Here is a 15,203-nt window from a genome sequence, read left to right on the forward strand (position 1 = left end):
TTATGGCGCGATGATGCGTCGGACGCAGCGGTTAGGCAAGGCCGGGAAAGCCGCCCGTGCGCTCGCTCATCGGTTGTGCGCACCAACACGCGACGGCAGCAGCGTTCGAGGCAGTTGCTGAACAAGCGTTCAGAAAACTCCTCTGGTTCCTGAGGAACGTTTCAATCTCCGCACGGTTTTCTCTTCACTTATTTGAGGAGGATGAGATGAAAAAGATTGGCTTTGTTCTCGCGGCGGTTGGTGCGCTTGCGGTGGCCGTTCCGTCGATCGCGAGCGCCGAGACGGTCGTGATCAGACATGGCGGTCATCATCACTGGGACCGCGGCTGGGGCGCACGCGCCGAAATGCGCCATGACCGTGGCTGGCATCGCGGTTGGCATCATGGCTGGCATCACGGCCATGACCGGACGGTGATCATCAAGCGTCATCACTACTAAGGACCGACACAACGGAAAATGGCTCCTCACGGAGCCATTTTCTTTTCTGCTTCCTCAGGGCCAGCGGCCTCAATCCCACGCCGGCGCAAACCCCGGATTGACGCAGCGCATGTCCTTGGGCAGCGCGGCAATCGCCTTGCGGTCCGCGTCGTCGAGCTTGACCTTCAGTGCGTCGAGATTTGCCTTTTGGCTTTCGGCGCGCGAGGCTTTCGGAATAGCCGCCACGCCATCCTGATCGAGCAGCCATTTCAGCGCCACCTGCGCCGCGGTCGCATCATGCTTGCTGCCGATTTTCGCCAGCGTCTCGTCGGTGGCGAAGCGGCCCTGGGCGAGCGGACAATAGGCCACCAGCGGGATCAATTTCGCGGCGAGATATTTGCGCACCGGCGTCTGGTCCAGCATCGCGTGATATTCGATCTGGTTGCAGGCGATCGGCGCCTTGATGTCCTCGACCACGGTCTTGAGCAGCGCGGTGGTGAAATTGGCGACGCCGATCGCACGAGTGCGGCCTTCCTCCTTCAGTTTCATCAGCGTCTCGAAGACGGCAGGCAGCTTCATGCTCCGCGACGGCCAGTGCACCAGATAGAGATCGACGTGATCGAGCCGCAGCTTCTTCAGGCTGGCGTCGAACGCTGTCCGGATCGCATCCGGCGCCAGGTTCTCGTGCCAGACCTTGGTGGTCACGTGCAGGTCCCTGCGCGCGACATTCGAGGCAGCGATCGCCGCCCCGATCGCCTCTTCATTGCCGTACATCTCGGCGGTGTCGATATGCCGATAGCCGAGCCCAAGCGCGCTCTCGACCGCCGCGCGGCAGGTATCGCCCTGCATGCGGAAGGTGCCGAGCCCGAGCTGCGGCAGGCTGATGCCCTGTGTCTGCAGATTTTCCATGGATAGCTCCTGACGCGTGGGACGCCGATGCCATCGACGACGTCACGCCAGCAAATCGTTTCGTGGGAATGAAATTGGCAGGACTGCCGACACGCAGTCTGCCCGCAAACCGGGCCCTCGGGCAAGACGCCGGCAATCAAGATGTCGCGACGGATCAGAGACGGCGCTAGATGTGCTGCGCCATGATCTGGCCGGGCCGCGCGTCCGGCCGCGGCTCGATATAGACCGACCAGAGGTCGTGGTTGTCGACGTCCTTCAGCGTCACCGTCATCACGCCGGTCTTGCCGTCGATGTCGACGCGGCCGAAGAATTGCAGCCCGAAGCACGGCGCGAGATTGTCGCCCTGCTCGGCCGAGCAGCCCTTCTGGTACATCGCCTTCGGGCCAAAGGTGTTGTCGAGCTCGCCCGGCGACCAGGTGCCGGCATGCAGCGGACCGGAGACGAACTCCCAGAACGGCTCGAACTCCTGGAACACCGCGCGGTTCGGATCATAGTGATGCGCGGCGGTGTAGTGCATGTCGGCGGTGAGCCACACCGTGTTGCGGACCCCGGCGCGCTTCATGAAGGACAACAGATCGGCGATCTCGTGCTCGCGCCGCGCGGGCGGCCCGTCGCCGAGCGCGACCGCATCGAGGCTGACGAGGCCGATCGGCAGATCCGCCGCGATCACCTTCCAGACAGCATCCGACGCCGCCAGCTCCCGCTTCAGCCAGGCGAGCTGGCTCTGGCCGAGGATGCAGGCGTGGTCCGGATCGCCCTGCTTGTTCCAGCTGGAATCGCGATAGGAGCGCATGTCGATGATGAAGACGTCGAGCAGTGGCCCGTAGGGAATCTTGCGGTAGACGCGGCCATCGCGCTCCGGCATCAGCCGCATGGGCATGAATTCGTGGAAGGCGCGGCGTGCCCGTGCCACCAGGCGCGAGCTGCCGTCCGCCTCATAGCCGGTCGCATCGGTGGTGCCGAGTGGCGACCAGTCGTCGGCCACCTCGTGGTCGTCCCACTGCGCGAACATCGGCACCTCGGCGTGGAAGGCGCGGAAACTCTCGTCGAGCCAGTTGTATTTGTAGTTGCCGCGAAACTGATCGAGGCTCTGCGCGACGACGGATTTCTCCTCGGTGACGATGTTGCGCCAGATCTCACCGTTTGGGAGTTTCTGCTCCGACGGCACCGTGCAATCGGCGTAGATGTGATCGCCGGAATGGATGAAGAAGTCCGGACGCTCGTCCAGCATGGTGCGGTAGCTGCGCAAGCCGCCGCGCGCGGGGTCGATGCCCCAGCCCTGCCCGACGACGTCGCCGGACCAGACGAACGAGACGGGACGCCGGTCGGCCGGCGCGGTTCGGAAATGGCCGACCCGGCTTTCGCCTGATGTGCCCTCGCGGTCCTCGAAGCGCACGCGATAGAACAGGTCCTGGCCCGGCGGCAGGCCGTCGAGCAGCAGCTTGGCGGTGAAGTCGCGCTCGGGCAGCGCATCGGCGGACACGGTGCGCAGGATGCTGGCGAAGCTTTCGACCGCGGCGCATTCGATGTGCATCCGCGCGGCGCGATCGGCGCGCGCCCAGATGACAGCGGAATCGCTTGCCACGTCGCCGGACTGGATGCCCGCAATCGCGGGCCGATCCGCGGCGCGGCTCAGATACGGTCTTGCCAGCGCGCCGAATCCCGCCAGCGCCGCGGTCGACGCCGAGCGCACCAGAAGCTGGCGCCGGGTGAGGCCTCGCCGCCTCGCGGAGTTCGCTGTCGGCATCGAATAACCTTCGTCGAATCGCAACGAAGGTTTTGCCTGCGCTCCTTGACTCCGGCCTTACGGTTTCTTGACTCTCCGCCGACGGTTTTGCGACGGCGGGATGACTCGGGGGCGGCTGCTGGGACGGCGGCCCCGGATATCGAGCGCTCAAGCACCAAACCCGTCATCCTGAGGAGGTCGCGAAGCGGCCGTCTCGAAGGATGAACGGCCCGTCCGTGGCCGATCCATCCTTCGAGGCTCGCTTCGCTCGCACCTCAGGATGACGGGTCAAGGATTGACGCACTTCGAGAAAGCAGAGGCGCGAGAGCGCCGCCTCACCGATGCCAGTTGCAGATGCCGCCGGTGCGGCACGGCCAGGTCTGGATCCGTGTGTCACGGGCCTCCGCATCGAGCGGGTTCGAGTGGCGGCGCGCGAGCTTGGCACGGGCGGGCACGCGCGCTTCCGCGCGCTTCTTCTCGTGCGGCGCGGTCACCCTGGTGGTCCGCACGGCTTTCTTCGGCGCGACTTTCGGCTCCTCGACCTGCGGCTCGACATTCGCATGCTGATCGGGGCCATGGTCGGTCTTCGCCTCGACCGGAACGGGCTCGAACTGCGCCGCCGGGCCAAGCGGCTTCGGCGACAACACTGCGCGTGAAAGATCGAGGCTGAAGAACTCGCTGGGGCGATGCTCGTCAGCCAACGCCACGCCGCCCAAAGCCAGGCACGCGGTACAAACGGTTGCAACAAAAGCGTTTTTCAGGACCATCAAACGGCCTCCTGAAATCACTCGAACAGACAGCCATCATGTAGGGGCTCGGGCGTACGAATCCAGCCACCGCTTGCAGGCAGGGTTGCCGGTCAACCAGGGCGGCTGTGGAAAGTTCCCCGGCCTTACTCCGCCGCCTGCGCCAGCGGCTGGCTGATCGCGCGCTCCAGCCGAGCGCATTCGGTGCGGTAGCGGGCGACGTTGCCCTCCTTGATGTGGCCATAACCACGCACGAGCTCCGCAGCCTTCGCCAGCGCCACGAGGCGCGGCAAGTCGAGCGGCTTCTTGCCGTCGAGGTGACGCAGGATCATCGCCGAATACTCGACCGGCAATGCGCGCTCCATCTTGCGCTCGGCGGTATAGCCGAAGATGTCGAAGGCGGTGCCGCGCAGGCCCTTCAGCCTTGCGAGCATGCCGAACGCCGTGAAGATCCACGGACCGAATTCACGCTTCTGCAGCCGCCCGGTGACGGGATCGCGCTGGGCCAGCAGCGGCGGCGCCAGCAAGACCTTCAAGCCGGAATTGCCTTGGAATTGTTCCCTCAAGGCCTTGCTGAACTCGCCGTCGGAATAGAGCCGCGCGACTTCGTATTCATCCTTGTAGGCCATCAGCTTGAACAGGCCCTTTGCGAAGGCCTCCGTCAGGTCCTGCGAGCCCGGCGCGGCCGCCGCCTCGGCGGTGCGGACGCGCGCTACATCGTCGAGATAGCGCCTGGCGTAGGCCGCGTCCTGATAGTCGGTGAGGAATTTGGCGCGGAACGCGATCGCCTCATCAAGCGTCTTCTTGGCCGGCGCGGCGCCGGCGCTCTTGAAGCGTGCGGCGCTGACCACGCGTTGCAGATCATGCGCGGCGAGCCGGCCCCACGAGAACGCGGTCTTGTTCATCTCGATGGCGGCGCCGTTGAGCTCGATCGCCTTCAGGATCGCTTCCAGCGACAGCGGGATCGCGCCGCGCTGAAAGGCAAAGCCGAGCATGAAGGCGTTGGTGGCGATGCTGTCGCCCATCAGCGCGGTGGCAAGCCCGGTGGCATCGAGGATATCGAGGTCGCCAGGCGTCACCGCGCCGTTTAGCGCATCGCGCATCGAGCTGGCTTCGAAGTCGATATCGGGATCGATCACGAAGCTCGCGGTCGGCAAGAGATCGGCGTTGACCACGGCGCGGGTGACGCCGCGCTCGGCGCGGCTCAGCGCCGGCACGCTGGTGGCGACGACGAGGTCGCAGCCGAGGATCAGGTTGGCATTGCCCGGTGCGATGCGCACCGTGGTCAGCATGTCGGAGGCGGGCGCGAGCCGGACATGGCTCATCACGGCGCCGTTCTTCTGCGACAGGCCGGTGAAGTCGAGCGTCGAACAGGCGAGCCCCTCGACATGCGCGGCCATGCCGAGCAGCGCGCCGATGGTGATCACACCGGTGCCGCCGATGCCGGTGATCAGGATGTTGTAGGGATTGCTCAACGCGGCCACAGGCGGCGTCGGCAAGTCGGCGAACAACGCCTTGGGATCGGCGGCAGCGCGGTCCGCCTTGCGCAGCTTGGGGTCCTGCACCATCACAAAGCTCGGGCAAAAGCCCTCGATGCAGGAGAAATCCTTGTTGCAGTTCGACTGGTCGATGCGGCGCTTGCGGCCGAGTTCGGTCTCCAGCGGCTGCACCGAGACGCAGTTCGACGCCACCGAGCAGTCGCCGCAACCCTCGCAGACGCGCTCATTGATGAAGACGCGCTTGGCCGGATCGGGGAACAGCCCGCGCTTGCGGCGACGGCGCTTCTCGGCGGCGCAGGTCTGGTCGTAGATCAGGACGGTGAGGCCCTCGATCTCGCGCAGGGTGCGCTGCACGGCATCGAGCTCGCGGCGATGATGAATGGTAGCGCCGGCCGGGAAATAATTGGCGGGATATTTGTCTGGATCGTCGGAGACGATCGCGAGCCGCTTGGTGCCCTCCGCCCAGACCTGGTGTGCGATCTGCGACACCGTAAAGCCGCCCTCGGCCGGCTGGCCGCCGGTCATCGCAACCGCATCGTTGTAGAGGATCTTGTAGGTGATGTTGACGCCGGCCGCGGCCGCTGCGCGCAGCGCCAGCAAGCCGGAATGGGTGTAGGTGCCGTCGCCGAGGTTCTGGAACACATGCTGTTCGCTGGTGAACGGCGCCTGCCCGATCCAGCTCACGCCCTCCGCGCCCATATGCGAGATGGTCTGGGTGTTGCGGTTCGGCACCGACAGCGCCATGCCGTGGCAGCCGATGCCAGCCATGGCGCGGCTGCCCTCGGGGATCTTGGTCGACGAGTTGTGTGGGCAGCCCGAGCAGAAATACGGCGTGCGCTGCAGCTTCGCGGTGCCCGTGCCCTCGGCGGGGCGATCGAACGCCTCGAGTTTTGCCAAACGCTGCTCCAGCAGCGGGCTGCGGTGACCGAGCCGGCGCAGCCGCGCCACCACGGCGGCGGCGACCATGGTCGGCGTCAGCTCGCCCTCGCTCGGCAGCAAGGGAGCGCCGCTCTCGTCGCGCTTGCCGACCACCGAGGGACGCTTGGAGGCGTCCATGTTGTAGAGGATGCGGACCAGCTGGTCCTCGATGAAGCCGCGCTTCTCCTCGACGACCAGCACATCCTGCAGGCCCTCGGCGAAGGCGCGCGCGCCGCGCGCTTCGAGCGGCCAGGTCAGCGCCACCTTGTAGATGCGCAGCCCGAGCGCCTGCGCATCGGCATCGGTGATGCCGAGATCGGCGAGCGCCTGGCGCAGATCTAGATAGGCCTTGCCGGTCGCCATGATGCCGAGCCGCGCCGGCTTCGAATCCAGCACGATGCGATCGAAGCGGTTGACGCGGGCGAAGGCCGCGACCGCCTCCATCTTGGGCCCGTGCAACCTGCGCTCGGCTTCGAGCGGCGGATCCGGCCAGCGGATCGAGAGCCCGTCCGGCGGCATCTCGAAATCGTCGGGCATGATGATCTTGATGCGATCGGGATCGCTGACGATCGAGGCCGAGCTTTCCACCGTCTCGGAGATCGCCTTGAAGCCGACCCAGCAGCCGGAATAGCGCGACAGCGCGAAGCCGAGGATGCCGAGGTCGAGATAATCCTGCAGCGTCGCCGGATTGACCACCGGCATCAGCGCCGAGGCGAACACCTGCTCGCTCTGATGCGCCAGGGTGGAGGATTGGCAGCCATGGTCGTCGCCGGCCAGCGCGATCACGCCGCCGTTCGGCGAGGTGCCGGCGGAATTGGCGTGCTTGAGCGCATCGAGCGAGCGGTCGACGCCTGGGCCCTTGCCGTACCAGATGCCGAACACGCCATCGACCTTGGCGCCGGGGAACATGCCGACCTGCTGGCTGCCCCACACCGCGGTCGCCGCCAGATCCTCGTTGAGGCCGGGGACGAAGGCGATGTCATGTTCCCTGAGGAAGGATTTCGCCCGCCACAGCGCGTGGTCGTACATGCCGAGCGGCGAACCGCGGTAACCGGAGATGAAACCGGCGGTGTTCAGCCCGTGCGCGCGGTCGCGTTCGCGCTGCAACATGGGCAATCGGACCAGCGCCTGGGTACCGGAGAGGAAGATTCGTTTCGTGTCCAACCGGTACTTGTCGTCCAGTCCAACTTCCATCAACGCCATCAGTTTCCCCGTCAGTCAGCCACGCCGGTCCGGACCGGTCTGATTATCTTCCGAAATGATCATGCATCAGCATGCACTGATTTTGTTATGCATGAACAGCCCCGTTCCATGGCCGCAGCACATATCTCATGTTGCGCATGCGAGGCCTTGTTGCGCTGCGAGGCCTTGTCGTTCTGCAAGGCCTTGCCGAACCCCGGCATCTTTGAAACGGTGGCGCGCAAAGGGAGACCAAGGATGATTACAGTCGAATCCGCATTCACGACGGAAATCGTGGAGAACGGCAATCTGCTGGTGGGTCCCTGGCGCAGCCCGAAGCAGATGCTGCAGGCCCAGACCTACGACTCCCACGCCTCGATTCACGACGATGCAACCGCGCAGAAGCTCGGCTTTCGCGGCGGCACGATCGAGGGACCGACCCATTTCAGCCAGTTCGCGCCGCTGTGCGAGCGGATCTGGGGCCGCGCCTGGTTCATCACTGGCTGCCTATCCGCGCATTACCGCAACCCGGTGTTCGAAGGCGAAGAGGTGCAGGCCCGGATCGAGAAGCCGAAGCCGGGCCAGACCGTTTGCACGATCGGGATGGTCAGGCGCGACGGCACCGAGATCCTGCGCGGCACCGCCTCGATCGATGGCAACGGCAGCGAGACGGCGCTCAGCCGCCGGCTCGGCGAATTGAAGCCGCTGACCGATCCCGTGATCCTCGCCGACATCAAGGTCGGCATGAAGACGCCGCGGCAGGCGATCAAGATGGATTTCGACCAGAACATGGGCGATCTCTATCCATTTTCGCTGGCCGAAAAGCTCAAGGTGATCACCGAGCCTTCGGATTATTATTCGCTGGAGCACAATCCCTGGGGCCGCGCCATCATCCCGATGGAGATGCTGAGCGTGCTGTTCCAGTACCGCGCGCGCGAGGACCGGCTGCCGGTCCGCGGCCCCGCCGTCGGGCTGTTCGCCGACCAGGAGATTCGTCTTCTGCGCGGGCCGCTCTTCCCCGGCGAGACCTATTGGGTCGAGCGCGAGGTCGTGGCGCTTTCCGGCAGCAAGCGCACCGAGAGCATGTGGGTGCGCTCGACCGTGTTCGATGCCGACAACGCGGTGGTCGGAACGATGCTGCTCAACGGCGCCAGCATGAAGGATTCCTACGCCAACTACGAAAGCGAGCACAAAGCCCTCTACGGCTGAAACAACAGCCGCCTCTTCCGCAAGCCGCCGAAACAAGGACAACAACAATGGCCCGCCTGCCCTATCTCGAAGCCGATCAGGTCGCCCCCGAATATCGCGACATGCTCAAGCGCAACACCAATCTGCACAAGCTGCTGGTGAACTCGCCGGACATGGCGCGCGCCTTCAACGGCGTCGGCGGCTATATCCGCTTCAAGAGCAAGCTCGATCCGCGCTTACGCGAACTCGCGATCCTGCAGGTCGGCTGGCTCGAGCAGTCGGAATACGAATTCACCCACCATGTGAAGATCGGCAAGGAGTTTGGCGTCACCGACGAGGATATAAAGGGCCTGATCGCGGAGACCAGTGGCCAGCCGTCGAAGCTCGAGCCGCTGGCAAAGGCGATCCTCAAGGGCGCCCGCGAGATGGTGCGCGAGCTCGCGATGTCGGAGGCGACCTTCGCCGAGATCAAGCAACATCTCTCCGACGAGCACATGACCGATCTCGTGCTGACGATCGCATTCTACTGCGCCGTGGTGCGGGTGCTCGCCACCATGCAGATCGACAACGAACCTTACTACAAGGAGGTACTGCAGCAGTACCCGCTACAGGGAGTGAAGTGAGATGCGCCTGCAAGATCGCGTCGCCATCGTCGTCGGTGCAGGCCAAAGCCCCGGCGAGGGCATCGGCAACGGCCGCGCCACCGCGCTGACCTTCGCGCGCGAAGGCGCCAGGGTGCTGTGCGTCGATTACAATCTGGCTTCGGCGCAGGAGACGGTCGACCTGATCGCGGCCAAGGGCGGGACTTCAGTCGCCTTCAAGGCCGACGTCACCAAAAATGCTGACATCAAGGCGATGGTGGCGGACACACATGGCCGCTGGGGCAGTGTCGACATCCTGCACAACAATGTCGGCGTCAGCCTCTCCGGCGGCGATGCCGAACTGCTTGATATCACCGAGGAGGCGTTCGACCGCTGCGTGGCGATCAATCTGAAGAGCTGCATCCTCGCCGCCAAGCATGTGATCCCGATCATGCGCGCGCAGCAGCGCGGCTCGATCATCAACATCTCGTCGATGGCCGCGATCACGACCTATCCCTACGTCGCCTACAAGGCGACCAAGTCGGCGATGATCGCCTTCACCGAACAGCTCGCCTACCAGAATGCGCAATATGGCATTCGCGCAAACGTGATCCTGCCGGGATTGATGAACACGCCGATGGCGGTGGACACCCGCGCCCGCGAATTCAAGAAGAGCCGCGCCGAGGTCGAGGCCGAGCGCGACAGCAAGGTGCCGCTGCGTCACAAGATGGGCACCGGCTGGGACGTCGCCAATGCCGCGCTGTTTCTCGCCTCCGATGAAGCAAACTTCGTGACCGGCGTCACGTTGCCGGTCGATGGCGGCGCAAGTGTGCGGCGCGGTTAATCGAGACGATTAACCTGTGTGACAATTTGGGATTAATCACTGTGACGAAATCACGCGTTATTGCGCCGCAATGATTCGAAAAAATTGAAGTATTCCAATGACACGGCGATGTGACGACGCGTCCACATAAATCGAAATCCTGACTCGTTGTGGTCGCACGAAATTCATCTGCGCTCTGTATCTCGCACGCCAAGAACTTCTGGAGTGCCTGGACCGATGAGCGAAGAATTCGAACTCAGACCCGATCAATGGGATGCGCTGAAAGCGCTGCGGGCTCCCGCAGCAAACCCTACCCGGCTGAACCGGTTTGCCGTCGAGAGCCTGATCACGCTCGGCTATGTTGCGGTGCGAGGAGACTCGTTTGAGCTGACGCCCGCGGGCCGCAAGGTGCTGGTCCGCGGTTCATCACAATTGCTGCTCGATATCGCAGCCTGATTCCGTTCGAAGCTGACACGAACGAGAGCTTCAGTTTTGATTGAATCAAAGCTGAAGCTCTCGTTTTTTTGTCTTGCCGCGTTTTCTTCACGCGAACCGGTATCCACTTCGCTCGAAAACGCTCTGCACACGCGGCATCATGCCGCGTGTGCTTTTCCAGGGATGGTCGTCTCGCCGTGCTGCGTCAGCGGCTTCATCCCGGTGAGGCTGCGCAGCAGCACGTAGAACACCGGCGTCAGGAACAGGCCGAACACCGTGACGCCGATCATGCCGGAGAACACCGCAACGCCCATCGCGCGCCGCATCTCCGAGCCCGCGCCGGTCGACAGCACCAGCGGCAGCACGCCCATGATGAAGGCCATCGACGTCATCAGGATCGGTCGCAGCCTTAAGCGACTCGCCTCGATCGCGGCACGGATCGGTGACCGCCCGGCGAATTCGAGCTCGCGCGCGAATTCGACGATCAGGATGGCGTTCTTGGCCGACAATCCGACCAGCACGATCAGGCCGATCTGGGTGAAGACGTTGTTGTCGCCCTTCGACAGCCAGACCCCGAACATCGCGGCCAATAGCCCCATCGGCACGATCATGATGATCGAGAGCGGCAGCGCCAGGCTTTCATAGAGCGCGGCGAGCACCAGGAACACCAAGAGGATCGCCAACGGAAACACCCAGATTCCGGAGTTGCCGGCGATGAACTCCTGATAGGTCAGGTCGGTCCATTCGAAGGCAAAGCCGGGCGGCAGCACTTCGGCCGCGATCCGCGTCGCCGCCTCCTGGGCCTGGCCGGAGGAATAGCCCGGCGCGGCAGCCGCGTTGATATCCGACGACAGGAAGCCGTTGTAGCGGATCGCGCGTTCCGGCCCCGCGCTCTGGCGGACCTTCAGCAAGGCCGACAGCGGCACCATGTCGCCCGACGACGAGCGCACCTTCAGCTGCCTGATGTCGTCGGCACGCGCGCGGAACGGCGCGTCGGCCTGCACATAGACCGAATAGGTGCGGCCGAATTTGTTGAAGTCGTTCACATAGTAGGAGCCGAGATAGATCTGCAGCGTGTTGAAGACCTCCGTGACGGGCACGCCGAGCTGGAGTGCCTTGGTGCGGTCGATATCGGCGAACAACTGCGGCACGTTGACCTGGAAGCTCGAGAACACGCCGGCAATTTCCGGCGCCTTCTGCATCGCCGCCATGAACGCCTTGGTCGCGTCGTTCAGTGCTTCATAGCCGAGGCCGGCACGGTCCTCGATCTGCAGCTTGAAGCCGCCGATGGTGCCGAGGCCGTTGACCGGCGGCGGCGGGAACATGGCGATGAAGGCGTCCTGGATGCCGGCATATTTCTTGTTGAGCGCCGCCGCGATCGCCGGACCGCTGAGCGAGGGATCCTTGCGCTCGTCGAACGGCTTCAAGGTCGAGAACACGATGCCGGCGTTGGAGGAGTTGGTGAAGCCGGAGATCGACAGGCCGGGGAACGCCACCGAGCTTTCGACGCCGGGCTGGGTCAGCGCGATGTCGCTCATCTTGCGGATCACTTCCTCGGTGCGGTCGAGCGTCGCGCCATCGGGCAGCCGCGCAAAGCCGACCAGATACTGCTTGTCCTGGCCCGGCACGAAGCCGCTCGGCACCTGCTTGAACAGCACGCCGGTCAGGCCGATCAGCAGCACATAGAGGCCGATCACCACGGCCTTGCCGTAGATCACCTTGGTGACGGTGCGGCCGTAGTTCTCGGAGGACTTGGTGAAGACCTTGTTGAAGCCGCGGAAGAACCAGCCGAGCGACCTTTCCATGATCCGGGTCAGCCAGTCCTTCGGCTCGTGATGTCCCTTCAGCAGCAGAGCCGACAGCGCCGGCGACAGCGTCAACGAATTGATCGCTGATATCACGGTCGAGATCGCAATCGTCAGCGCGAACTGCTTGTAGAACTGTCCGGTGAGGCCGGAGATGAAGGCGAGCGGCACGAACACCGCGATCAGGACCAGCGCGATCGCGATGATCGGGCCGGACACTTCGCGCATCGCCTGGTTGGTGGCATCGCGCGGCGACAGGCCGGATTCGATGTTGCGCTCGACGTTCTCCACCACGACGATGGCATCGTCGACCACGATGCCGATCGCCAGCACCAGGCCGAACAGGCTGAGCGCGTTGATTGAGAAGCCGAACACATGCATCACCGCGAAGGTGCCGACGATCGACACCGGGACCGCGATCAGCGGAATGATCGAGGCACGCCAGGTCTGCAGGAACAGGATCACCACCAGCACGACAAGCGCGATCGCCTCGAGCAGCGTATGGATGACAGCCTCGATCGACGAACGCACGAATTGCGTCGGATCGTAGACGATCTGGTAGGATACGCCTTCCGGCATGTTCTTCTTGATCTCGGCCATCGTGGCGCGGACATGGTCGGAGATCTCCAGCGCATTCGACCCCGGCGCCTGGAAGATCGGGATCGCGACCGCCTGCTTGTTGTCAAGCAGCGAGCGCAGGCCGTATTCGGAGGCGCCGAGCTCGACCCGCGCGACGTCGCGCAGCCGCACCACCTCGCCAGCCGAACCTGTCTTCACCACGATGTCGCCGAACTGCTCCTCGGTCGAGAGCCGTCCCTCGGCGTTGACGGAGAGCTGGAGGTCAATGCCCTTGACGCTGGGCGAGGAGCCGACCACACCGGCGGCAGCCTCGACGTTCTGGGCCTGGATCGCGCGTACGACGTCGCTCGCGGTCAGCGAATGCTCGGCGGCTTTCTGCGGATCGACCCAGACCCGCATTGAATAGTCGCCGGCGCCATAGAGCTGGACGTCGCCGACGCCGTCGATCCGCGCCAGCCGGTCCTTGACGTTGAGTACCGCGTAGTTGCGCAGATACGTCATATCATAGCGGTTGTTCGGCGACAGCAGATGCACGACCATGGTGAGGTCGGGCGAGCTCTTCTTGGTGATGATGCCGAGCTGCCGCACCACAGCCGGCAGGCGCGGCTCGGCCTGCTGCACGCGATTCTGCACCAGTTGGGTCGCCTTGTCGGGGTCGGTGCCGAGCCGGAACGTCACCGTCAGCGTCATCGCGCCGTCGGTGGTCGCCTGGCTCGACATGTAGAGCATGCCTTCGACGCCGTTGATCTGCTCCTCGATCGGGGTCGCGACCGTCTCGGCGATCACCTTCGGATTGGCGCCGGGATAGGTCGCGCGCACCACGACCGACGGCGGCACCACGTCGGGATATTCCGAGATCGGCATCGCCAGTAGCGAGATCAGCCCGGCCAGGAAGATCAGGATCGAAAGCACGCCGGCGAAGATCGGCCGGTCGATAAAGAATTTTGAGAGATTCATGGCTCCGCCCCCGCGTGCAGCGCCTAGCGCTGCACGACGTGCTGGTTGGTTTCAGTGGATGCCTGCTGCATGCCGCGCGCGCCCATTTCGGCGACTTCCATCTTCAGGAGTGCGCCGGGACGCACGCGCTGCAGGCCGTTGACGACGATGCGGTCGCCGGATTTCAGGCCGGCGGTGACGATCCGCAGGCCATCGACCGAGCCGCCAAGCGTGATGGAACGATAGACGGCGCGGCTGTCGTCGCCGACAAGCATCACGAACTTCTTGTCCTGGTCGGTGCCGACGGCGCGCTCGTCGATCAGCACTAGCGTCTGCTGCTTGGGCTGGCCCATGCGCACACGGGCGAATTGCCCCGGGATCAATCGGCCGTCATCGTTCTTGAACACGGCGCGGACTCGGATGGTGCCGCTCTGCCCGTTGACCTGGTTGTCGATGAGCTGGATGTGCCCCTTGGCGCTGAGGCCGCCCGACGTCACCATGTCGACCGGAATCTGGTCGAGATTGCCGCGCTTGCCGGAGGCATCCGCGATCGAGTTCAGCGCGCGCAGCACCACTTCCTCATCGGCATCGAAGCTCGCATAGATCGGATTGACCGAGACCAGCGAGGTCAGGACCGGTGACGAGGTGCCGGCGGCGACGAGATTGCCGACGGTGACCTCGATCCTGCCGACCCGGCCGTCGACCGGCGCCCGCACCTCGGTGTAGTCGAGATTGAGTTTGGCCGTCTGCAGCGCGGCCTCGGCGGCCTTGACGTTAGCGACTGCCTCGCGGTTGGCGTTGTCGCGCTGGTCGAAATCGCGCTTGGTCACGATGTTGTTGCCAACCAGCTGCGCGCCGCGCTCGACTTCGCTCGTGGTGAACACGACGCGGGCCTTGGCGGCCTCGAGCTGCGCCTGGGCGCGATCGACCTCGGCGGCGTAGGGCGCGGGGTCGATCTTGAACAGGATGTCGCCGGACTTCACCAGCGCGCCCTCGGTGAAGTTGGTCGAAAGGATCGCGCCCGCCACCCGCGGCCGGAGCTGAACCCGGTCGACGGCTTCGAGCCGGCCCGAGAAGTCATCGAACAGCGTGGTCGGCCGCGGCTGGATTACGGCAACGGTGACCGGGACCGCCGGCTCGGGGGCCGCGGCAGTCGCGGTCGCCTGTGCGGCATGGAAATAGTGGCCGGTCGCGATCGAACCGGCCACCGCGAGGGCGCCAAGGATCACGATACCGCCGACGACACGTCGGAAGCGGCCGGAACGGGGATTTTGGATTGACGAGGGCATTCACGCGCTCCACATCTGTAGTGTTCGCTACAGATGTGGAGCTGGACGCCGGTTCGCAAGATACTTATGTATCAAGCACTATGAATTTCTTATCTCATTCATGGGGAAATGGGAAGTCGCGGAAAAACATCACGTGCAACAAGAGGATAAGCCAGGGACCATCCGTCATAGAAA

At 64.3% G+C, this 15,203-nt stretch carries 11 protein-coding genes; 5 read left to right on the plus strand and 6 right to left on the minus strand.

Translation table 11 applies throughout. From position 1 onward, the window contains the following. The first annotated feature begins 206 nt into the window (after positions 1 to 206). Positions 207 to 437 carry a hypothetical protein gene (locus J2R80_RS38930; protein WP_050387960.1) on the plus strand — a complete coding sequence of 77 codons (231 nt, stop codon included), beginning with the start codon at positions 207 to 209 and terminating at the stop codon, positions 435 to 437. A gap of 69 nt (positions 438 to 506) precedes the next feature. Here the strand turns inward: J2R80_RS38930 and J2R80_RS38935 are convergent, their stop codons facing one another. From J2R80_RS38935 to J2R80_RS38950, 4 genes are all read right to left on the minus strand, one after another. After that, positions 507 to 1,325, minus strand: coding sequence for an aldo/keto reductase (locus J2R80_RS38935; RefSeq protein ID WP_253640454.1), 819 nt, complete (start codon positions 1,323 to 1,325; stop codon positions 507 to 509). A 166-nt stretch (positions 1,326 to 1,491) separates the two neighbouring features. Beyond that, positions 1,492 to 3,072, minus strand: coding sequence for an alkaline phosphatase (locus J2R80_RS38940; protein ID WP_253640455.1), 1,581 nt, complete (start codon positions 3,070 to 3,072; stop codon positions 1,492 to 1,494). A 314-nt stretch (positions 3,073 to 3,386) separates the two neighbouring features. Further along, a complete protein-coding gene (locus tag J2R80_RS38945; protein WP_253640456.1) occupies positions 3,387 to 3,818 on the minus strand; it encodes a hypothetical protein in 432 nt (143 codons plus the stop codon). Between the two features lie 125 nt (positions 3,819 to 3,943). Then, positions 3,944 to 7,417, minus strand: a complete 3,474-nt coding sequence (locus J2R80_RS38950; protein ID WP_253640457.1) for an indolepyruvate ferredoxin oxidoreductase family protein — start codon at positions 7,415 to 7,417, stop codon at positions 3,944 to 3,946. Between the two features lie 234 nt (positions 7,418 to 7,651). Between J2R80_RS38950 and J2R80_RS38955 the strand changes: the two genes are divergently transcribed. The 4 genes from J2R80_RS38955 (at position 7,652) to J2R80_RS38970 (ending at position 10,441) form a co-directional block, all read left to right on the plus strand. After that, entirely contained in the window at positions 7,652 to 8,602 is a 951-nt protein-coding gene (locus J2R80_RS38955; protein ID WP_253640458.1) for a hypothetical protein, read from the plus strand. 47 nt (positions 8,603 to 8,649) lie between these two features. Beyond that, complete coding sequence (locus J2R80_RS38960) at positions 8,650 to 9,204, plus strand: carboxymuconolactone decarboxylase family protein (protein ID WP_057015427.1); 555 nt, start codon at positions 8,650 to 8,652, stop codon at positions 9,202 to 9,204. Position 9,205: 1 nt separating this feature from the next. Further along, entirely contained in the window at positions 9,206 to 10,006 is an 801-nt protein-coding gene (locus tag J2R80_RS38965; RefSeq protein WP_253640459.1) for an SDR family NAD(P)-dependent oxidoreductase, read from the plus strand. Between the two features lie 216 nt (positions 10,007 to 10,222). Beyond that, positions 10,223 to 10,441: a hypothetical protein gene (locus J2R80_RS38970; protein ID WP_057015429.1), complete on the plus strand. Its 219-nt coding sequence runs from the start codon at positions 10,223 to 10,225 to the stop codon at positions 10,439 to 10,441. Positions 10,442 to 10,578: 137 nt separating this feature from the next. Here the strand turns inward: J2R80_RS38970 and J2R80_RS38975 are convergent, their stop codons facing one another. Then, positions 10,579 to 13,761, minus strand: a complete 3,183-nt coding sequence (locus J2R80_RS38975) for an efflux RND transporter permease subunit (protein ID WP_057015430.1) — start codon at positions 13,759 to 13,761, stop codon at positions 10,579 to 10,581. 23 nt (positions 13,762 to 13,784) lie between these two features. Then, entirely contained in the window at positions 13,785 to 15,029 is a 1,245-nt protein-coding gene (locus tag J2R80_RS38980) for an efflux RND transporter periplasmic adaptor subunit (RefSeq protein WP_141341806.1), read from the minus strand. Positions 15,030 to 15,203: the final 174 nt, after the last annotated feature.

The organism is Bradyrhizobium sp. USDA 4541 (assembly GCF_024171085.1).
Classification (GTDB): Bacteria; Pseudomonadota; Alphaproteobacteria; order Rhizobiales; family Xanthobacteraceae; genus Bradyrhizobium; species Bradyrhizobium australafricanum.